General features: G+C 54.9%; 17 protein-coding genes. 3 read left to right on the top strand and 14 right to left on the bottom strand.

From position 1 onward, the window contains the following. Window positions 1-226 precede the first annotated feature (226 nt). From RB_RS25905 to RB_RS25960, 11 genes are all read right to left on the bottom strand, one after another. Window positions 227-526, bottom strand: a complete 300-nt coding sequence (locus RB_RS25905; RefSeq protein ID WP_231845984.1) for a hypothetical protein — start codon at window positions 524-526, stop codon at window positions 227-229. Window positions 527-1,172: 646 nt separating this feature from the next. After that, the gene (locus tag RB_RS28280; protein ID WP_231845985.1) at window positions 1,173-1,445 is read right to left on the bottom strand and encodes a hypothetical protein; all 273 of its coding nucleotides are present in this window, start codon (window positions 1,443-1,445) and stop codon (window positions 1,173-1,175) included. Window positions 1,446-2,022: 577 nt separating this feature from the next. Continuing rightward, window positions 2,023-2,484 carry a DUF7684 family protein gene (locus RB_RS25920; RefSeq protein ID WP_011123747.1) on the bottom strand — a complete coding sequence of 154 codons (462 nt, stop codon included), beginning with the start codon at window positions 2,482-2,484 and terminating at the stop codon, window positions 2,023-2,025. 101 nt (window positions 2,485-2,585) lie between these two features. Continuing rightward, a complete protein-coding gene (locus tag RB_RS25925) occupies window positions 2,586-3,185 on the bottom strand; it encodes a leucine-rich repeat domain-containing protein (protein ID WP_011123748.1) in 600 nt (199 codons plus the stop codon). A 96-nt stretch (window positions 3,186-3,281) separates the two neighbouring features. After that, entirely contained in the window at window positions 3,282-3,776 is a 495-nt protein-coding gene (locus tag RB_RS25930; RefSeq protein WP_011123749.1) for a hypothetical protein, read from the bottom strand. An 880-nt stretch (window positions 3,777-4,656) separates the two neighbouring features. Then, complete coding sequence (locus tag RB_RS25935; protein WP_011123752.1) at window positions 4,657-5,607, bottom strand: mannitol operon repressor; 951 nt, start codon at window positions 5,605-5,607, stop codon at window positions 4,657-4,659. A gap of 33 nt (window positions 5,608-5,640) precedes the next feature. Continuing rightward, window positions 5,641-6,612, bottom strand: a complete 972-nt coding sequence (locus tag RB_RS25940) for a DUF1571 domain-containing protein (RefSeq protein WP_164922526.1) — start codon at window positions 6,610-6,612, stop codon at window positions 5,641-5,643. Between the two features lie 131 nt (window positions 6,613-6,743). Then, window positions 6,744-8,531: a hypothetical protein gene (locus RB_RS25945; protein WP_164922527.1), complete on the bottom strand. Its 1,788-nt coding sequence runs from the start codon at window positions 8,529-8,531 to the stop codon at window positions 6,744-6,746. An 87-nt stretch (window positions 8,532-8,618) separates the two neighbouring features. Next, window positions 8,619-9,677, bottom strand: coding sequence for a potassium channel protein (locus RB_RS25950; protein ID WP_164922528.1), 1,059 nt, complete (start codon window positions 9,675-9,677; stop codon window positions 8,619-8,621). Further along, entirely contained in the window at window positions 9,674-11,707 is a 2,034-nt protein-coding gene (locus RB_RS25955) for a DUF4129 domain-containing protein (RefSeq protein WP_007334672.1), read from the bottom strand. Before RB_RS25955 ends, RB_RS25950 begins: the two co-directional genes overlap by 4 nt. A gap of 15 nt (window positions 11,708-11,722) precedes the next feature. Continuing rightward, window positions 11,723-11,947, bottom strand: a complete 225-nt coding sequence (locus RB_RS25960) for a hypothetical protein (RefSeq protein ID WP_007324422.1) — start codon at window positions 11,945-11,947, stop codon at window positions 11,723-11,725. Window positions 11,948-12,243: 296 nt separating this feature from the next. Between RB_RS25960 and RB_RS25965 the strand changes: the two genes are divergently transcribed. Then, window positions 12,244-15,504 carry a hypothetical protein gene (locus RB_RS25965; protein WP_011123758.1) on the top strand — a complete coding sequence of 1,087 codons (3,261 nt, stop codon included), beginning with the start codon at window positions 12,244-12,246 and terminating at the stop codon, window positions 15,502-15,504. A gap of 41 nt (window positions 15,505-15,545) precedes the next feature. Next, window positions 15,546-16,610, top strand: a complete 1,065-nt coding sequence (locus RB_RS25970) for a hypothetical protein (protein ID WP_011123759.1) — start codon at window positions 15,546-15,548, stop codon at window positions 16,608-16,610. On the opposite strand, the gene RB_RS25975 is transcribed toward RB_RS25970, so the two are convergent. After that, window positions 16,523-17,071, bottom strand: coding sequence for a hypothetical protein (locus RB_RS25975; RefSeq protein ID WP_164922529.1), 549 nt, complete (start codon window positions 17,069-17,071; stop codon window positions 16,523-16,525). The two genes, RB_RS25970 and RB_RS25975, sit on opposite strands and share 88 nt — an antisense overlap. Before the next feature lie 20 nt (window positions 17,072-17,091). Then, window positions 17,092-18,312 carry a GTP cyclohydrolase II gene (ribA, locus tag RB_RS25980; RefSeq protein ID WP_011123761.1) on the bottom strand — a complete coding sequence of 407 codons (1,221 nt, stop codon included), beginning with the start codon at window positions 18,310-18,312 and terminating at the stop codon, window positions 17,092-17,094. A gap of 131 nt (window positions 18,313-18,443) precedes the next feature. On the opposite strand from ribA, the gene RB_RS25985 reads away from it, so the two are divergent. After that, window positions 18,444-19,574 (top strand): alpha/beta hydrolase, encoded by a 1,131-nt coding sequence (locus RB_RS25985; RefSeq protein ID WP_231845987.1) that lies wholly within the window; start codon window positions 18,444-18,446, stop codon window positions 19,572-19,574. 41 nt (window positions 19,575-19,615) lie between these two features. Here RB_RS25985 and RB_RS25990 read toward each other — a convergent pair whose 3' ends face one another. Next, window positions 19,616-20,500 (bottom strand): DMT family transporter, encoded by an 885-nt coding sequence (locus tag RB_RS25990; protein ID WP_231845988.1) that lies wholly within the window; start codon window positions 20,498-20,500, stop codon window positions 19,616-19,618. Window positions 20,501-20,578: the final 78 nt, after the last annotated feature.

The raw sequence follows: 20,578 nt of genomic DNA on the forward strand, positions 1-20,578 counted from the left end.
TTCCGCGTCAACCGCAACGCTGCTCACAAAATCTCCGCTCGAATGTTTTCGCGGTCCAGAGTGTCAGCAGAACGGAAGTCTTGAGCTGTTGAGAGAACAAGTTCGGAACGAATTCGTTTGACACCGGGGAAACAGCTCAGTCTCGAGCAATCGAAGGGCATCAGGGCGTAAAAAGGCGATCGCAGATAACAATGACCTTCGTCCCCTCTGATCTCAATCGGCGGTCTCATCTCGGCCCAGTGGGCTGGCAACTGAAGCGGACGACTCGCTCGATGGGAATGACTTCGACGCGGCCGCCAACCCGCCTGATGATGAGATAGTCCGAGCCAAGGACAGCTGACTCCACCTCCAGGTCACTGGTCGTCGAAACACCACCAAGCCCATCTTCGACCGTGTACTCGATGGTTGCATCGCGAAAGATCTGGCCGTTGGCCAGCGGCAACCACATCCAGCACAAGCCACACGCTACAAAACCGCAAATGAAGCTGGCGGCAACAGTGAGAACGAGTTTGCGTCGATCAGTCATTTGGACGTTCATTGGCGGTGAAAATGATTTGGAGCAATCAAAATGGAGCGGGGCATAAGTGAGCCAATCGAAAACATAAAGGTCCGGTCCCCTTCGATCTCGCGCAGCTCAATTTTCGTCAGAATCAGAGTCGGTCGGCATTTCCTTTGGGGCAGTCGTTCTTGGGAGCAAACGAAGCATCGACTCGACCTGCCTGAGCGCTTCTTGCGTTTCGGGATCCGATAACAATTTGAGTGTCTCGTTTGCTGAACGAATGGTCGATGGAAGTGACGAGATTTCTTTGGCTACGTCGTCTCCAACGATGTCCGCGTCGCGCAGCGTTTTCTGAAAATCATGAAACAATCGGAACGCAAATGATTGACTCAGCTCGACCGTAGTCGTGCCCTGTCCCGTCGCTACGGCCGTACCGTCGATGACCACCTTGTACGATCCCGAAAACTCGAAGCGAATGACTTCCTCACTTGGATGAGGATCGATCGCAGCACTTAGCTCGTCAGCATATGTGGTGGACGAGCAAGAAACGGATGCAAGAACGAGCAATCCGGAAAGTATAGAAATGGTGTGGTTCGGCATTGATAGCGATCTGCGTAATGAACGGTGAATCTTGATGTGTTCGCAAACGTCTCTGTTCGAGGAAAGTCAGACATCACTGGGCATGGCTGTGTTGCTTCGGTGCGTCGATCCGTTGTCCGTCGGCGAGTTGCAACTTAGGGCGATAGTCAAATTGAAACGGAGCTCGGATCGGAGGAAACAGTCCGCCGGAATCATATCGAACTTCGTAGTTGACGGCTGCCTGCCTGTCGGGAGACAGTGGTTCAAATCGTGCCTCCCAATGGCAGCCCATGCATCCAGGTTCTAGCGTCTCTTGCTCTGCTGGATCTTCACCAACCATCCGGGATACGGATAGTTCAGTGAGCATTGGGGCCAGCCGGCCAGTGGATGAATCGAGGAAGGGAAGGTCTTGATAAGCTATCCGCTGAGTGGATCTTCCAACGTAGCGAACCTCCGATGACGACCAAACTGTCCGAAGCAGCGGCTTTGGAGCTGTCAACGGAATAGTGATCGGGCGAGGTTCGTTCATCAGCGAGCGATGCAAGCGAAGCGAGAAGAGCTGGCGCCCACTGGTAGTGTCACTGAAAGAGACACGCACATGTCGGTCTCGGAAATGTTCGCCGGGAAGCTCCAGCGGAAACTGATTTGCTGTTGCGTAGACTCCGACAAATCCTTTCTTCGGGGGCGTCTGTGCCGCGGTGAAGGTGACTACGGTTGCGTCGGTTAGATACTCCGCCACCCTTCCGGTCAGTGACACCGTGAAGCCAGTATCCTCTGCAAAGACGGGTGTTGCTGTAGCGAATAGAACAGCAACCGACGTGACGAGGGGAGGGAAATTCATAGGACAAAAGCACGAACGTGCCGTATCACGGGGCGGCGAGAGTGATGTTGATTCCGAAATCGGCTGGCCAACGCCGCTCCTGTGCATGTGATGGTTCGCACTCTTATGGCGTGATGAGTTTGCTTCGGATGGCGGAAAGTACGTCGGATTCGATTTCCGAACTATTGCCAATCATCAGTGCCAAATAGTCGTGGGATTTGTGAAGGCCGAAGTTTGTGCTCCTCAGTGCAAAACAGATGACATCATCGATTGTCTCATTGTCGTGACACGTCGTCATCACCATGCGGTCGTTTGGCGGGTTGAACTCTGGGTCAGTGGCTATAAACGCCCAATCAACCGAATCATCCCAGGATGATGAGTCAACGCCCCAAGCCAGTACGTACCGACAGTCTTTTGCAACAAGTTCGGCGCTGATGGCGGCTTGAATGTCCGGCGCTATCGTTGGATCGCACGCCAGGACAATCGCGACGAATGGCGTTCCAAAGTCAGGGATCGCCGTGTCGTAGGGAGGTTTCAATCGCAAAAACCAGAACCTTCGATCGCCTTGTTGTGCGATGAGTCTCATTTCTGGTGTGAACAGTTGCGATGACTGGGCCGCGGCGGACGATTATCCATTTCAATAAAACTCGACTCTACGGATCCGTGCTCACCGCGTGGCTACCGCTTCTACAAAACGTCGTTCAGGGTGCGGCATCTGGGTAATGCCGCCTTCAGTTCATCATACCCGAAAGATGAGATAGAGGTTTTCCCAACCCACAGCCGTCGAAGCGATTTCAGACGACACAAATGTGGTACCGAATCGTCAGTTATGGAATTCCCAACTAGGCTCAGGGTGAAGAAACGATCAGCAATCGCGAGGTTGCGTACACCTGCGTCAGTAACACCGCAGAATGGTAGCATCAAATGAGCAAGTCGAGGGAAATCCCGAATGGTTGCAATTGCGGAATCGTTGAGCTGGATATTGCCCTGGAAGAAGAAGCCACTTAGCAGTCGATGTTTTGCAAGCTGGGCAAAACCATGTTCGGTCAGAGCAGGCGTGTGTCTGATGGACGCGCCAAAGCTCACGGAAATCAACCTTGGAAGCTGAAGCAAGTGTTCGACTTCACTGTCACTAAATTCGACGTGAATCCACACACCCCATACGCGCCCACGGCCATCGAGCTGGAAGCGACAGCGGTTGGCCAACGCCCGAACGCCTTCACGGTCTCCGGGGTGCGGATCGAAGTCGGAAGACTTGTGATGACGCTGTGCTGGCTTGTTGAGCAATATTCAACTGCGGTAACGGTAGCGATATGCGGGCGGCGGCGAGCGACTCAAGGACTCCAAAAACGGCGGCCACCGCCGCTCCGTATCATCGCCTGGTTACCCGCCGTTTGAGTCATCGACCGTACGAGTCGGGACGTTGCTAGACCCCACGATCGAATGCTGAAACATCATAGCCTTCCCAGCGAGCTTGAAAAGCAATCCGCGGATTCCCGGCATCTTCGGCCTTGGAAATGGAACCTGTTCCTTGAGCAGCAATCCACGAATCAGGTAGTCGACTAAGGCCCGATCGTACGCAGTGTCGGTCGAGGAGTACTGCTCAGATTCGCGGTTGACCCACGATTCAGTGACGAAAACGGATTGCGCGTCGAAGTCAAGTTTCAGCCAGTAGATCAACGCCCCCGTCCAACTGCGGTGGAAGTATAGCCAGTCACCATCGCGGTAGATGAACCATTTGTCCTCCATGCATTCTGGGATAAGCCCAGCGGACAATTGACGTTCGCGGCGGATGTCAAAGGACGCGGAGTAGTCGAGCGGCTCACGAACCTCCGGTGGCTCAAGCGTGTTCCAATCATCGCGTGAAGCTGGAGGCATGTTTCTTCAGTCGGGTAACGTTGGCCATCACCCGGCACGCGCGAGTAAAGCCACCATGTCAAAAACGGCCGATCGCGTGCTCGGCGTGCAGTACGCCCAACATGGGCGTGATCTTGTGGGGTGCCGCTTCCTTCGGGAAGCCAGTCCCCTGTACTTAGTTCCGGTTTCTTCGAAGAGGGAGTCATCATACCAGATGGATAGCTCGTAAGAAGACAGTACGAGGCGAGGGCAACTGCGGGGAGGTGACAAACCGTGGGGAGGAAGCCTGCGAAGATGATCGGTAAGCCAGCAAAGAATCGTCGCTGGACATCTTCTCGCCAAGACCCGCCAGGTGACGAACAGAAACTTGATACGAGGCCGACGACTCCAGGCGATTGGGCTGCTGACCAAGAAGCCGAACCGGAAGAAAGAGCGTAGGTAGATCAAGCACTTGGGCGGGGACAGATCACGTGTCCTTGAGCGATCAAGGACGTCCCTTATTTGGGGAGATCTCGATGCGTACCCGTGAGTAGGGCTTGCCCGAAAGGCGGGGCGGAATGCGGCAACGTATGCCCGTGCAAAGAGAAGTCAGCAGAGGGCATAGTAGCGATCCGCCGAAACCAACGGCGACGCGAAGGCCTGAAGGGAACGAGCAAGCACGTATCGACTTCATCTCGCGAAGGAGCCGTCGCCGTATGGCAATCTCCTAGCGGCGAAGCTGTCGGTCCAATGGCTTGGGTCATCGCGGCGACGCGCTGATTTGAAACTCGTGCTCAACCGCCTAGTGCGGTCCCGCATGCTAGGTGGTGTGGGAGGGGTCCCGGGCAACCGGGCCCCTATCCCGATTGGCTTTGCTATTTGCCGTCTTTGTCGGGGTTGTTCAACAACTGCAAAAGTTGTTCTAGCGAGTCTTTCGTTTCCGCATCGAGCGATGTGGCAAGCATCTGAATGCGTTCCTGATGTTTTTTCGCTCCGTTGCGTCGAGATACAGATCTTTAGCGACCGTCCGATGCTCTGTTCTTCGCAGGTCAGAGTTAATCAACGCCAGAATAGAAATCGCCGTCTTGACAAACATCTTTCTGGGGTCGTCAGTTGATTCAATGTTGTTGAAGTGGAAAAGTTCTTTGCACCGGCTTCGTATCCTGTCGTCAGTGAATTTCAGCGTATAATGGGAGTGACCAAATTCATTGCGAATTTTGCGAATCAGATTGATGTCTCGTCGGGTGTTTGGGCCAATCAGCCCCAACGCATAGGCAGTGTCGATTCGAGATGAAAATGTTCCAAGCGTCCCCGAGTGAGAAAATAGTTCGGAGACAACTTTGCTATCGTCAACAAACATAGCCTCAAGGAGTTTCCCCAGTTTGTGATCGAGGAAAGATGCAACCATCAACGCACATCCGCGATCAGTCTCACTATTCAGCGAGAAACGAAACTCCATGACCTCTTGGAAGTGTTGAGGAAACCCATCAAATTGCGAGACGTCGATATCGTCCATGGTTTGTACAAATAACAATGTATTTATCTCCGGTTGGTCCGGAGAGAAGGGCGTGTGAGCGGTGTTCTCGCTGGTCGCGTTGTCCAGTCTCAAGATGACATGCTCGGGCTTATCGCTGGCTACGCTGCCCTCTCCTAACGTGGTGGTGCAGCACGCCGATGTCAAGCTTTTTGTGCGTCGAGGAACTAGGGGGCGCTGGGCTGAACGCAACCTTTGCCCGCCTAGAAATGGTTCTCGATTCGGCTGGGACAAGCGGGTAGGAAAAATGTGCAGCCGGCTTGGCGAGTTGTTGGGTGCGGGCCCCTGGTCTTGTGTCACGCCATCTGCACGCTTCGGCCAAAGGCCAAGTTCATCCACTTCATCGGGCCAAGCGTATCGTGATCAATCGCCTCACTCAGGAAACGTGTAGTCGGGGTTGGTGGGGTCGAAATCGAGATCGGTCAACGCCGGATTGATGACCAGATCGTGGTACTCGTACGATTCGATCAGGGGCGGCGTTTCGCCTTCCGAATCTGGCCAACCAAAGCTGCGGAAGCTGACGATGAGTTTCTGCTCTTCGTCGATCACGACTTCGGCCAAGGAAAAGTCATCGGGTTGATCGGTGGGTTGCGAGCGTTGGATTTGAAGCAGGGTCAGCGATTTACCGTCGAAGTCATGCCCTTCCGTGCGAGTCACGCGAACGTCGGGATTGTCGATGTCGCGTGAGCCACGTTCGATCAGTTTGCGGACCAAATTGGTCAGCCCGAGTTCAGTGATTGGGTAACGCTGACCTCGCATCGCCAGAAAGTTGGTTGGTTCCAGTTTCGCGGTCATCATGCTGCCGATGAATCCCGCCTCGCGAACCAGCAATTGTCCATCGTTTTGATCTTCGATCCAAATCACCTCCCGCCCTTTCGCGGACTCAGGTGTTTCGAACCGCAGATAAGCACGCAGGCCTTGGCCGGGCTCGCCGCCAACGTGTCTCGTTCGGATCTTCATGAACATCTCCGATGGTTCTTGAAGAACGCCATTGCGGTCTTGTTCGTGTTTGATCATTCGCGTCGTGTAGCCGTCGACATGGTCGATCAAGTGCTGTAGTGATTCCTCCGCTAGCTTCAAGACATCCTCCATCGGGACCTCCGAAGAAACGATGTTCGTTTGGCCGTCGGACGTGTCACCAGAAGCCGTTGAATTGGCTCCGACGACGGTCGGTGGAGTTGCCACGGAGGACGGTGATTGCTTGCCTCTGAGTATCCATCCCAATCCGATTCCGATTACCAAACACAACAATCCCACCCAAAACGATCGGCTTCTGCCGCGAGAAGGAACGTTGGCTTCGGAGTTGGTAGATGCGGAAGAGTTCGGCGAAGATTCGGTGACCATGAAATCAGGAACCTGTGGAGGGCAAGAAAAAACCTCCCTGGACCCACCCGGTAAACGGGGCGGCCCAGAGAGGTTCGAAAGCAGTGTCGATTTCAATCATCTGGCGTGCAGGCGATCGAAACAAAAATCACTCAGAAGCCTTGGTTCATCTTGGCTTGCTGGGCTTGTCGAGCTGCCGCACCGATGGCTTGCAGCATGCCATCACCGATGATGAAGCGGCTGATCTGACCGTTTGCGATGGCTTCGGAAACAATTCGCAGTTCACCCGCGTCATCGGCTCGCGAAAGCGCGTCGATCATGGCGGCAATTGCATCGTTGTTTTCGATCGATTGAGCGAACTGAAGGATCGGCATCAGGTTGACTTGAACCTGCATCAATGTGTTGCCCGATGGAGCCACTGGAGTGGCCTCTGAATCGATCAATTGTTTCATCAACGGCAGGCTGTCGTCACCCAATGCGACGTAGATGGCTTTGGGGCCGGTGCCGATGTGAACGCGAACTTGTTCGCCAAAGATCTTGCGAACTTCGTCTTCGTCAGCGGGCACGTCGGCTTCCACCAAGTGCATGTTGACGCCTTTGTAGTTGTTGACGTCGAACTCGAAGCGAGGTGCGTCGCCACGGCCTTGGACTTTCGCAGCGACGTCTTTGACGATGCTAGCTGCTTCTCCGCCATCGGATACAAACGCACCCAGAGCGAACTGCAGTTTGTTAGCGTCGGTCAACAACAAAGCACCGAAGTCCGATTTGCCTTCTTTGGCCGAGTCCATCATCAGTTCAACCACACGGCGGATCATGTCCGTCGCTTCGGCTTGCTCCGATTCGCTCAGCTTGTCGGTTTGGCTCAAAGCCGAACCCAACATTTGCATCGCGCCGTCGACGCTGGTTTGTGCTTGTTCAAGAGCTTCGGGGCCGATCGAGCTGGCAAAGTGAACATAACCAGCTGCATCGTCGCGAATGACGCTGCTGTAAGCCGATGGAATTGGCTTTTGTCCATCGTAGATGCGAGCCAGCTTGGAACCTGGGACGGCTGTGAATTCGGTTTCCAACAACACGCGACGATTGGCGGAATCGATGTCGATTCCAATCATCAGTTCTTTGGTTTGATCGATGACTTGTTCGAGTTGCTCGATCGATTGAGCGGCGTATTCCATTGCGGCTTCGTCGCCGTTCTGCTGTTGCTTCATCGCCTGGTCAAATCCTTGGCGGATTTGTCCAATCAAGGCATCACGCATTGGCGGTGGGACTTGTTGCACGTCCAATCGAACGGCGATGTCATATTCGGTTCCCATCTCGCTGATCAGGGCCGATGGGTCGGCGGGAGCACGGTCCAAAACGGCGCGGTTGCGAGCCAGGACTGCCCAGTTACCAACCTGGCGAATGAACACCGTGTTGGCACCGATGGCGATCACCATTGTGCCGTCGTCCAGCTCATCGGCAGGACCGACTTGAGCTTCCATGCGTTTGAGCACGGTTTTGACATTCGATGTTGGCAACAACGCGATGGGTTCGGGGGCACCGTCAATCAATGGCACGACAATGCCAACGGGCTGGGATGTATCGAGACCTTGAGTGAACGTTCCGGCCATCATGGCGAACATACCGCCCAATTGTGGTTGGCCGATCGCACCACTGAAGTAGTTCAGGTCGCGAGTCAATTGATCAATGCTGCCCAGCGTGACCACGACAACTGGTTCAGTGGATTGTCCCGCAACGGCACTGCCGCCACCGGGAATCAGTTTTTCTTGAGCCGTCACCGAAGTGAGCGGTGATGCGATACCCGCAATAGCGACCAGAGCGGCCAACGCGAACGTGGCGACTCGGGAAACGCCTGGGCGGGCGGGTTGGATACGGGCGTACGACAATCTCACGGGTGCGTCCTTTGTCGGATCAAATTGGAAATTGAAAGGCAAGAGCTTCAACTGTAAGGCCGTGTCATCTCAAGAACAGGGCGCCTACGAAGAAAGGTACCCAGGCGGATTCGCCGAAGTTTCAGCAATGTTGGCAATTTAGGCGAGATTCTTTCCGGATATTTTCGCGTCGCTGTGGCTGCCTGGATCGTCGATACCCGCCGCGGCCTCGGCTTCGTCGTCGACTTCCTCCTGAATTTCCCGCTCCAAGCGGGCGATCGCGAGCCGGATCAATCGCGTTTCCCGACGAGCGACCGCCAATTCAGCCTGCAGCCGTTCGATTTGGCGTTTCTTGTCTGTTTTAAACAGCCGCGTTGCGACACCCAAGATCACCAAGGCCCGAAAGCCTTTCAGAGCGGTGCCTCGCAAGCGATAAGCCCGCGCGAGCTTTGCAATTTGCGGGATTTTCGCGAGCTTCGCCAACCGGGTTCCGCGAACCGCTTGCATCGACCGCAAGAACGAGAAAAACGGCAACAAGATGATCGCGAGATCGACCCAGTTTTGGCGGATGTACTGGATCTTCTTCTCGGCAATGGAAACCATCAAAATGAATTCCGCCGCGAACGCGAACCAGATCACTCCGGTACCAACATGCAACGCAATTCGCAGCCATTGATGCTGAGCGACTTGTTCTTTGAGAAAGAACTCCGTGACCAACACGGGCAAGATCAGCAACGCGATGCCGATCATGGGCACGCTGAAGTGTTGTGCCAAACGGCGACGAAGTCGCTTGTTGGTGCGTTGCCATGACATGACCGGCAACCAAAGCTGACCGTGCATTTCGTAGCTGCGGGCACACATCCGCAGCGACGGGCAAATGCAAAACATCAACGTGAAAAAGTGAAACCATCGCATCGAGCGAGACTTCGGCCGGATGATCCAGTGATAGACGGATTCGATGATCACGATCGGCCAGATGACAACCATCGAAAGAATCGCGAGCTGTTCGAACCACATTCCCAAGTACGTGGAGTCAACCCGGATGACGTATTCTTCCGGCTGGGCTTGGGTGGTCGATTCGCGAAGATTGGGGACATCGACCCACATCACAATCAAGATCGCTTGGCACACCAAGAACCACACGGAAATCGCAAACATCCACGGCGCCGTGATGCGTGCGATTTTGGTGTGAATGGGGGAGTGCAAATGCGAGGTCATGAAGTGCGGATGCCACCAGCGAAGACTTGCCATACGGAACTGGCGGCCTCGACATCATCTTTCGCGGCCGCTGCACGACCATAAACGATTCGGTTGTAAGCATCGACGACCTGGATCGCAGATTGACCCAGCGATGGAAACTGCACCGCGACTCGTCGAACGAATTCGGACGGCGTTTCGTCTGGCGATCGCTCGACGCCTTGTTCGCGGCACCAAGCTTCCAACGCTTGGAACGTCACCACCACCACTTTCCGCGGATCGGGATCGCCCACTGGATTGCGAAACGATGAGAACGGACGTGGCGGTGTCTCGGGTTTCAGTTTTTTCGCGGAGGGTAGTTGCGAAGTCGTTTCTCGGTCTTCCTCCGCAAACAGGCTGTCCCACCACGCCATGATGGCGTCTAAATTGCGAAAGATGAAAATCGCGATGAATGCAAACAAACCAAGGAAGATCAGCCACTTCAACATCCCCGCGATCACGCTGAACACGCCACTGAGCGGAGGCGAACGATTCGGTGGAGGTTTGGTGCGAGCAGAGAGTGGTTCCTCTTGCTGATTCGCGTTTTGATTTTGGTTTTCAGATTGTGGCCGGGACTGCTCGTTGTTTGGTTTGGATTGGTCCGAGTTTTGTTTGGATTGGTCAGCGGATTCGTTCTTGGGCGATTCAGATTCGTTTGCTGAGTCGGATTCCGCTTTCGAGGAGTCTTGTTCGCTGCTTTTCGAACCATCATCCGAGGAGTTGGATGCTTCTGATTTTGATTCGCTTGGTGGACTGGAATCGGAAGATGACTCGTTCGCCGATTGAGAGGACTGGTTTTGCTGAGATTGGTTTTGCGACGGTTGGTTGTTCTGTTCGGTGTTCGTTTGTTGTTGATTGCCTGAGCTTTTCGAGTCACCAGACGTCGACTGATTTTCGGATGACTTGTTCTTTTCACCGCCAGCAGGTTGATCACCGCCAGGGTCTTGTCCTTTGCCTTGCTTCTTTCCGCCGGGATCACTTCCCGCCGGTCCATCTTCGCGATTGCCTTTTTGCCCGCCCGCTTTTGCACCGGATTGAGTTTCGCCACTGGGCGACCCGTCCGGGCCGGTCTCGGATGACCGAGCGTCGTTCTCGTCACTGATCTCCGCTCCTTCATCGCCCCAGCCATATTCACTGGCGGACATTGGCGATCGGTTGGTGAGAAATTCAGGAGCTTTCATCGACGCAACCGCTTTGCCCGGAAGCGGAGCGATGTAGGCGATCATCAGAATCAGCCCGATGATGACGATGCCGCCGGCGAGCCAAGCGATGGTCGCATCCAGAGGCATCTCCGTTTGCCGTTGTCGCAGATAACGGCGAAGGTTCAAAAACGAGGTCACGACCAGCAGCGACAACGCGGAGAACAAATACAGCGTCAGAAGGATTCTGGCGAGGTTCCACGATTTGGAATCACCGCCAAGAAAAAACTGGCCCAAACCAAACAACGGCAACGCGCCGAGTGCTAACCACAGCACCGTTCGACCAGGTTGATGACCGGCGGCGGGATTCTTGCGTGGCCGTTTCGACTTAGACGACGCATCCGCGTCGTCCGCTTCCGATGTGGATGGCGAGAGCGCGGTTTGGTGTTGCTGCCGCCGAAGTTTGAGGAACGACAAACCGCTATCGACCAAACCTTGGCCACTGCTGTCGATGGAATCATCCACGATCGTGCAATCATGAACGATCTTGTCGGCCAAATACCCGACGATCCAAACAATTCCAATTGAGAAGATGGGGTCGCCGACGTACGCAACCAAGACGTAGACCGTCGCGATACCGAGCGCGATCGCGTACAGGGACGAGTATTGACGATCATTCTCGATCGTGATCCGAGCGACTGCGGTGGCTCCCATCGAGTACATGAGCATGGTCCACACCAACGCACCCGAGTATCCACCCGAATACAGGACAATGCACAAGAAGCTCGCCAGGCTGAACAGCATCACGAAGATCAGCACCGGCGCAATCGCGATGGCGGCGTAGTCGGCGGCGGTGTGATGCAGTCGGCTCAAGAAGATGCCGTTTTGCTAGCTGGCCTGCCCGTGCGCGGCGTCACCGGCTTCGTTGGGATGCGATTGTTTCCATCGCCGCATGGCAGGTTCAATCGTACTCATTGGAACCCAACGCTGCCGAGTCTTCGAGCTCTGCACCAGCGTTTCGGGAGAGATTTTCCCCCGGTCGATGCGGAGTAACAACTCGGGTTCGCTAATAGGACCGATCCGTTTTGTCGTATGAAACCATCCGTGGCTCATGTAATACCATTGGGCACTCATATGCTCCTCCACTGGGTTGCGGAACTACCTTTATCTTAGTGATTTTGTCACATCGATCACAGCTAATTTCGGGGTGATTCTTGCGCGTCAAGGGTGGTGAGTGTGCCTCTATGGGGGCGATTTTTGCGTGCAACCCGCCCCCGAAAATCGTCTTGTGATGACGGTGATGAAACCAGTACTTTGGCGATGGACGGTCCAAGGTGGATGCCGTTGATACCCGCCGAATCAACCACTCAAATTGGTGGTGGTTTTCACGAAAACTGGTTTTTTAAGTGATGGGGCAAGGCGAAACGAACGCTCGAACGACATTGCGGAACGACTTTGGTCGCGACGTATGGCGACCTTTCTACGATCCTTTCGCAATCGCGGTTTGGCGATGTTTGGTTGGTTTCTTGGTTTGCAGTTTTGGCGTGACAAACGCCCTCGCGCAAACCAGCGAAAAAATCGTCGTTTTGCCGCGTTTAGGCACTCCCTCGTGCGAATTGAATGAGTCGGTCATTCGTTTTCGAATCGAAGGTGAAGCCGACTCAGCAAACAACGAATCCACCTCAATCGAAACCCCCGCGGGTCAATTGACTTTGTCGGGACGATTGGACATCCGGTCCGCCGACACAAATGCATTGATCGGGCAAGTTGCCATTTCGCCCGACACGGTTTCTGAACCGATCTCGATCACTCAACCGGGAATCTACGACGTGCAAATGCGCGTCCCGCGAGATCATTCCGGTTGGCAACGTTGGTTGCGATTGGATTCGCTGACCGAAAGCGACGCGACAGATGTCGTTCGCAGCTGGACAGTCGTTGCCTTGCCCGAGAACAAACCCACTCAATCAACATCAAAGAAGAACAACGCTGGTAACTTCGCCGCAAAGAAGATTCCGTCGCGTCAGGTGATGACGCCGATTGATGTGCCCACATTGCGAACGTGGTGCGCAAACGCGACCGCGGAAGCGTCCGAAGAAGATCGCTCGCTGTTGAATTGGAAATGGCGAAGTGAAGGTGCACCACTGTCACAAGACGCGATGGTCTGGCAAGCACGTTTGAAATGTGTGAAACGCGAAATCAAATCCATCCGTGAACGAGGCGTGGATGGGATTGTGTTGCCAATCGTGACCGCAGTACCCAGCGACGAATCAGAATCAGGGACAAACGACTTTCATCCGATGGACGATGCGTTGCTGGTTCGTTTGGCCGCGGAAGAAATGGTCCGGGCGGACGGCCAAGTTTGGCTGGAACCACCACGTTTGCCGTGCGGTGCACCGGTCGACGAGTTGGTGGGAATTTGGAATCAATTTTGGGGTGATGGTCGAGCCACCGGATTTGTTGTGCGTTGGCAATCGGACACAATTCATTGTCGACAGTGCGGGCACCATCATGGAACCGATGCTTTGCTGCCGATCATCGCCGACTTGAATGATCAACATTTGATCTTGGTCGAGAATGCGAGCGCAGATTCATCTTCGGCTGAGGACGCAACTCGAATCGCCGCGGAACTTCCCTCGTTGCAACAAGCACTCGCTGAAATCCGCAGTTCCAAATCGGAACGGGCGATCGGACAAGTTTGGCTTCTCCGAGATCAGCGACGGCAACCGCCACCGCATTTGAGCAGTCACTTCCAAGTCGTCGATGGTGGCGCGTTCGGCCCGGCAGATGCTGTTTGGTTGGGGCACCGGAAATCGGGACCGTCAGAGCTGTCTTCCTCCGTTCGTCACGATGCGGTTTTGTCGGAAGAAATGGATGAGCAATGGATTCGATGGTGGGACGAAGTTTCAGCTTCGGTCAAACAAGCCAATGCTTTGTCAGCATCACGATTTGTGCTGGCGGATCTGGGAATGCTCGACACGTCCAGCGGAGTCGCCGCATGTCACGCATGGAAAAACTGGAACGATGAGCTGTCGTTGGTGTCGAGCGAAACGTCCGCTGGCAAACAGAAATCGATTGATGGTTTGGTAACGGTCGCAGTGCATCCTGCCAGTCAGTCGTTGATCCTGGTCAACCGTGCTCCGTGGTCGATGAGCATCACGCTTACCACCACGGAAACAACGACTTGGTCAACGGACGCGGGCGCAGATGCCGAGCATTTGACTTTGGCGATGCCTGAACAAACACCGCTGGGTGCCCGATTGAAATTGCCACCAGGTCAGATCGTGATTTGTCGGAGCGAATCGCCGCTGCCTCGGAATTTGGCATGGACGGGTTATGTCTCTGATCCCGTCACGATGATTCCGCGAATCACGGAACAAGTCACGATGGTGGTCGAGCATGTTGGTCTGCTGAGTGAACTGGATCGCTTGCCGCGAGCGTTGGACGCAACAACCGGAACAATCGAGACTCAGGCGGCGCCTGCGAGATCTTCGATCGATCGGTGGAATCCTGGTCGGGTGATTCAAGCCAGCACAACTTTGCTGCGATCACCCAAGCCATCAACACCGCAATCCAAACCCAAGACGCCCGAGTCATTGCTCACCAACGGTGGTTTCGAACAAAAGAGCCTGCCTGACGCGAGTGCTCGTTTGGGAATTCCCAATTGGATGCACGCTCAGCATCCCACTGATGCGGTCAAACTCGATCCTCGATCAGCGTTCCGTGGTGACCAAAGCGTTCGGTTGGCCGCGCGTGATTCGAGCGGAACTCAGGCTTGGTTGATCAGTAAAAACATTGCCACGCCCGACGCAGGACGTGTCGCGATCTCCATGGCACTGAGAGGTTTTCGCGAGCCGAGCAAAGAGGTTTCCAAACCGAACGAGAGCACATTGCCCCTTGGTAACCCGGTGTCACGGAACCCAGCATGGACTCAAGCAAATCAATCAGGAACCGGCAGTTCCGCACGCACAAATTCAATCGAGAAACAGTCCAATACGCTAACGTTGCGGGTCGCCATGGAAGGCTCTCTCGACGGACAACCGTGCCGTCATTCGCGAGAGGTCGAGGTACCGGTTGATGGCAAGTGGCAAGACTCAACCGTGGTCTTGGAATGGTTGGATATCGATGTTGAAAACACGAAGGACTTGCGAGTGACGATCGACAATCTGTCGGACGGCGTCATTTGGGTGGACGATGTTTTTGTCACGGACTGGTTCGCCAGTCGTTCCGAACGGGCTGAGATTCAAAGCTTGGCTTATTTGGCCGTTCAAGGATTGCAGCGTGATGACATCAAGGCTCCAGCCCAGCTATTGAATCAGTTTTGGGCCAAGCAGCTGCTGCAATTTGCAAAGCGACGATCGATGGATCCGCGACGAGCTGAATTGAACCGACCTTTGGTTGAGCCGGCTTTTGGCGGTGCGACCGCCACAACGGTTTCGGTCACCCCCCGCACGTTCGGAACCGCCGACAGGGCAGCACCTTTGGCGGCGGTCAACACAGCGGGTTTGTCGGCGACTTCACCATTGTTCAACAACGTTCCGGTCCAAAAACCGGATGGTGAACGTCCCTCCGCTAAACCGACGAATTCACAACCTGTGGTGGATTCGCCCATGCAGAACACTGGTGTGACCGACAGAATTCGCAACTGGTTACCGCAGTCGTTAAGATTTTGAGTCCTACTTGATCAGTCGAACGCCTTTCCAAGGTTTGGCTTATGTCCCAATCGCATCGATCAGATACTGCGAACGCAAAGAAAAGCAGTCGGTCATCCCTTCGTTTTTGGGGGCGACTCGTCGCCGTGGTGTTAGCCGTGACCTTGGTCGTTGGCGGGATGGTGAGTTATTGGGCCGTGTGGCAATCGCGGCAGGTGCCGGATTTCTACAAACGGGCATTCAATCAATCTGATCAAGCGATGCAGGTTGCCAGGAATCAGTTGCAGTTCGACGTTAAACAATTGCAATCCGATCTTTCGCGGCGTGGTTCTTGGAACGCTTCGTTCAGCGAAGACGAAATCAACGCTTGGTTGTCCGATCAATTGCCGGAACGTTTTGATCGTCTGTCAAAACGTGGCGTTCGCGAACCAGCCATTGCGATCGAAGACGGGCAAATTCTCGCAGCCGTTCGTTATCAATCATCACGTTGGGACACGGTGGTGTCTTGCCGGTTGTCGGTGGAGATGACCGAGGAACCCAACCTGCTTGCCATTCACTTGTCGGATCTCAAAGCCGGCGCATTGCCGTTGCCGCTTGAGCCGTTTGTCCGTCGTATCAGTCGTGAGGCCGCTCTGGGCGACTTGGATATCCGGTGGGACTTCACGGATGACGGACCGATCGCTTTGGTACATATCCCACAAGAAGATCCACACTATGCCTTCGCACCCTTGGTCATCGAGCTAGTGAGTTTGACCGCCGGTCGCTTGCGTTTGTCTGGACAAGCAGGCCAATTGGCGCAGGATTACTACTCGCCTCGTGGTCCACTGCATCGGTTCGTGTCGTTTCGTAAACAGGCACAACAACCTTCGAGCGAACCAGAGAGTGAAACCACAAAGTCGCAGAGCAAGCCGACGGATGGTCGCTCAGCGTCGGTGGATGTTGATCTCGAACAAAGCTCGGACGAACAACTCATGACAAGTGATCGGGGATTTGATCAACGTCGCGCCGATTCCGGTGCCTCAGGAACGAAGGCATCCGGTCAACGTTGGATGGTCAGAAAGCCGTCCCAAACGACGCCCGCCATCTTGCGGACTCGTTCAGACGAATCGCTATCGCAGTACCAGTGACCACGCTGGAAAACGAGTTGAAACTTCTGCAACTCGTTTGGCGATTTTAGATCGACGATCCGTTCCATTACGACATTCGTTCGGAACACATTCTCGTCCGAGTCGGGTTCCCATGCAGCCTGAATCGCTTGATGCGTTCCGCAAGCGATCTGAGTGACATTGCCTCGATTGTTCGAAATGGGACCTTCGTAGTGCAAGTATTCGCGGCGATGGTCAGGCAACCGAGTCGTGGGGATCTTGTGATCCGTTCGCGGGCTCGTGGATTCCAGGATCGTAGAGTTCAGGTTGATGACCGGAGTGGCGAACGTCCATAGCTCGCTGCCGCTTGCTACCTCAAACATCCAGTCCAAGTGGTCACCGCGGCAGACGGTGTCACTTGTTGATGGATGTTCGTCAGAGAGTTTCGGAACACGGTGATGCAGCACGACAAACCGCAGCGGAACGGTCGTGTCCGAAAGCATTGAGCTGTCCGTCGAGGAGCTCACGACAACGGAGGCAACTGGTGACCCATTTTTTCACGTTTCGTTTCCAAATAGCGAACATTGTGTTCGTTGGTTGGTGGAACGATCGGCACTTGGTCGACAACTTTCAGGTCAAAGCCACGGAGGTTGAATGCCTTCGTTTTCTTTGGATTGTTGGTGAGCAGACGGACTTCTGACAAACCAAGGTCTTTGAGGATCTGAAGACCCACACCGTAGTCACGCATATCGGCTTTGAATCCAAGAGCGTGGTTGGCTTCGACGGTGTCCATGCCTTTGTCTTGCAATGCATACGCACGAATCTTTTGCGCCAAACCAATGCCGCGACCTTCTTGAGGCAAGTAGATCAACGCACCACGGCCTTCGCGACTGATCATGTCCAGTGCCATGTGAAGCTGGTCGCCGCAATCGCAACGCAGGGATTGGATTAAATCGCCGGTGAAGCAACTGCTGTGCATTCGAACCAGCGGTGGTGTGCCGGGTGCGGTCAGGTCGCCGTACACCAACGCGATCGGTTCTTGAGCTTCGTAGTTGACTTCGTAAACGATGACTTCAAAGTCGCCATATCGGGTCGGCAGTTTTGACGTGGCGGCGCGGCTGACGAGTTTTTCGCTAACTCGCCGATGTGCGATCAAGTGTTCGATGCTGATGATTTTCAAATCGTGTTGTTTGGCCAGTCGAGCCAGATCGTCGCGGGAGGCGCGGTCGCCGGTTTCGTTCAAGACCTCGCACAGAACACCGACGGGAGCCAACCCGGCCATGCGAGACAGGTCGATTGCGGCTTCGGTGTGGCCGGCCCGCCGCAGCACGCCGCCTTCTTTGGCCAATAACGGGTACACGTGACCGGGACGCACGAAGTCTTCTTGGGTGGCTTCCAAGTCGGTCAACCGACGAATCGTTTCGCTACGTTCGGCCGCGGTGATCCCCGTTTTCGCGGTTGCGATGTCGATTGGAGTCATGAATGCCGTCTGCAGCGGGGCATTGTTTTGCGGCACAACCGGGGTCAATTCCAAGCGTTTGCAGACTTCCGGCAGAACCGAAACACACAACTGTCCACGCCCGCCCAGGATGAAATTGATTAACTCAGGCGTGGCTTTTTCGCCTGCACAAATGAAGTCACCTTCGTTTTCACGGTCTTCCGCGTCGATCACGATGATGACTTCGCCTCGCGCGATGGCTTCGACGGCTTCGGGAATCGTGTTCAACTCAATCGAGGATGACATATTGGGCAGATCAGGTCGGCGATGGGGGGAAGGTGGAAGCCACTGCGTCGAAATGGCAATGACTCGGCAATGGACCTGGCCCTATTATACGTGTTGTGCAAACCTCGCCTACGGACCCAAATATGACGCAGATGCCTTCTTCGATCCGTCGCTCGACCTCATTCGTGCATTTGCAAGGGGCTGCCCCGACGGAGTGTTCGATTCGGAACCTGTTGGTGGCTCGACTGGGTGGCTTCGCTATCTGGGGTGGCATCGTGGTTTGGGGATTGGTTTTTGCATCAACGCTGGCTTGGTCCGCGGATGGTGGAAATGCGGATCGGGTGACTGAAGCCGCCACCGAGGCGAACACCACTGACTCGGTGCCCGCTGATCAAACCAACGCCACCGTCGAAGGCGCGGCTCCGTCGGTTGAAGTGCGGCAATTTCTCGATCTCCGATACAGTGATGCAGACGGCACCGCTGGGTTATTTGACTTGCACTTTCCGGTTTCCGAGCGGCACACGATCTCGGCCAACGATGCCGGCGACATCATCGTGGAGGGTGATCCTCGACCAGCGGTTCTGATGATTCACGGCGGAGGTTGGGCGATTGGTGACAAGTGGACCTTGCGAACGTATTGCGATCGGCTGGCTCAGTTGGGCTTTGTCGTGGTCAACATGAACTATCGATTGGCACCGCAACATCAATTCCCTCGACAGGTCGACGATGTTCGGCAAGTCCTGCTTCAATTGGTGGAGCATTCCGACGATTGGAAGATCGATTTGAGCCGCGTTGGCATGTTTGGTTACTCCGCGGGAGGCCACCTGTCCGCGTTGATCGGAGTGTTGGGAAACGAAGAACGCTCGACGCAAATGCTGGCCAGTGAGTGGCGGCGGGACGACCCACGCTGGGAACTTCTGCCGCCCATCGCCGCCGTTTGTGCTGGTGGCCCTCCGTGTGACTTCCGAATCGTTCCCGATGACAACGCGGGGTTGAGTTACTTTTTAGGAGGAACACCGCGGGAGGTTCCCAACAACTACTTGGGAGCTTCTCCAACTGCGCACGTGTCACCCGGGGATCCACCGATGCAGTTGATTCACGGCGAAAAGGATTTGTTGGTGCCAATCGAGAACAGCGAAAAATTCGCTGCCGCGTTGATGGATGCTGGCGTCGCGGTTTCTTTGACGGTGGTCGAGAATCAAGGTCACATGATGACGTTGTTTCATCCGAAGACGAAGCAACAAATCAAAGACTTCTTTATCAAACAACTTCTGCAACAGTAGTTTGCCAATCGTCAGAGACGTCGTCTGTGAGTTGGTTGTGTTTAGCCTAAGACGGCCAGGGCAACCGCCAGTGTCAACAAAGCCGCGCCAGACAAACGCGTCAGCAGCAGTTTGCCGCTGAGGTTGGCTTCGTCACCGCCCCATATTTTCGCGGCCGCATAGGCGAGCAGCACACCCCATAGACCACGAAGCGAATAGACAACATTGAGTCTCGCCGCATCGCCGAACAGCGAGACCGCGATCGTGATGCAGAACGCTTGGCTGGCAAGCAAAATGACGGCCGGGACCATCAACTTCCAGTTGCCGTTGGAAACGACTGGTTTCCAACGCACCCATGGCAAAGCCAGCAACGACAAACCCGCGACGATCACAAACACCGCGGGCAAGAATCGTGTCGATCCCCAGTCGGGAGACCAACGTTGGACCAAGATGTCAAACGTCGCGTAGCAACACGCCGCTGAAAGAGCGAGCAGAATCGTCAGTCCAATTCGTCTCGGGTGATGCTGGCCGGTCCACTGGATCAGAGCGATGCCGGTCGCAGCCAGCAACGCCGCACCCCATATCGCATTGGGGACTCCGTTGGCGGATGACAACGCAAGCAGACAGGTGACGAAGACGACCTTCACACCGAACACCGGCGTTGCGATCGACACGTCCCCGACTTCCACAGCGGTGAACGTCAACAGCAAACCCATCATGAACAGCACTGCAACGATGGCGGGTTGCCACAGATTCAGCCAATAAGTCTCTGGGCCGTCAAACAACCACAGCAATGACATCAAACCGGCGCTGCCCATGTTCACGCAGAACAACAACGCGACTTGGCCCACGCCGTTGGGGCGGACGTCGGATCGACTGACTCGTTTGACAAAGATCAGGCCGCACACGAACAGGATGCTGGCCAACAAAGGAAGTAGGAGATGCATGCGGGAAACGATACCGCTCACCGTCCTGATGCGATAGTTGAAGCGCGGTGCTGCTCTCTTGGCTTGGTTGCCATGGAT

Origin of the sequence: Rhodopirellula baltica SH 1 (genome assembly GCF_000196115.1) — a bacterium.
GTDB lineage: Bacteria > Planctomycetota > Planctomycetia > Pirellulales > Pirellulaceae > Rhodopirellula > Rhodopirellula baltica.

Bases quoted from the DNA above. Each gene is read 5' to 3' on its own strand.
- RB_RS25940 (WP_164922526.1), bottom strand. From the start codon at position 6,612: ATGGTCACCGAATCTTCGCCGAACTCTTCCGCATCTACCAACTCCGAA.
- RB_RS25950 (WP_164922528.1), bottom strand. From the start codon at position 9,677: ATGACCTCGCATTTGCACTCCCCCATTCACACCAAAATCGCACGCATC.
- RB_RS25970 (WP_011123759.1), top strand. From the start codon at position 15,546: ATGTCCCAATCGCATCGATCAGATACTGCGAACGCAAAGAAAAGCAGT.
- RB_RS25975 (WP_164922529.1), bottom strand. From the start codon at position 17,071: ATGCTTTCGGACACGACCGTTCCGCTGCGGTTTGTCGTGCTGCATCAC.
- RB_RS25960 (WP_007324422.1), bottom strand. From the start codon at position 11,947: ATGAGCCACGGATGGTTTCATACGACAAAACGGATCGGTCCTATTAGC.
- RB_RS25930 (WP_011123749.1), bottom strand. From the start codon at position 3,776: ATGCCTCCAGCTTCACGCGATGATTGGAACACGCTTGAGCCACCGGAG.
- RB_RS25990 (WP_231845988.1), bottom strand. From the start codon at position 20,500: ATGCATCTCCTACTTCCTTTGTTGGCCAGCATCCTGTTCGTGTGCGGC.
- RB_RS25905 (WP_231845984.1), bottom strand. From the start codon at position 526: ATGACTGATCGACGCAAACTCGTTCTCACTGTTGCCGCCAGCTTCATT.
- RB_RS28280 (WP_231845985.1), bottom strand. From the start codon at position 1,445: ATGCTCACTGAACTATCCGTATCCCGGATGGTTGGTGAAGATCCAGCA.
- RB_RS25920 (WP_011123747.1), bottom strand. From the start codon at position 2,484: ATGAGACTCATCGCACAACAAGGCGATCGAAGGTTCTGGTTTTTGCGA.
- RB_RS25985 (WP_231845987.1), top strand. From the start codon at position 18,444: ATGCCTTCTTCGATCCGTCGCTCGACCTCATTCGTGCATTTGCAAGGG.
- RB_RS25965 (WP_011123758.1), top strand. From the start codon at position 12,244: ATGGGGCAAGGCGAAACGAACGCTCGAACGACATTGCGGAACGACTTT.
- ribA (WP_011123761.1), bottom strand. From the start codon at position 18,312: ATGTCATCCTCGATTGAGTTGAACACGATTCCCGAAGCCGTCGAAGCC.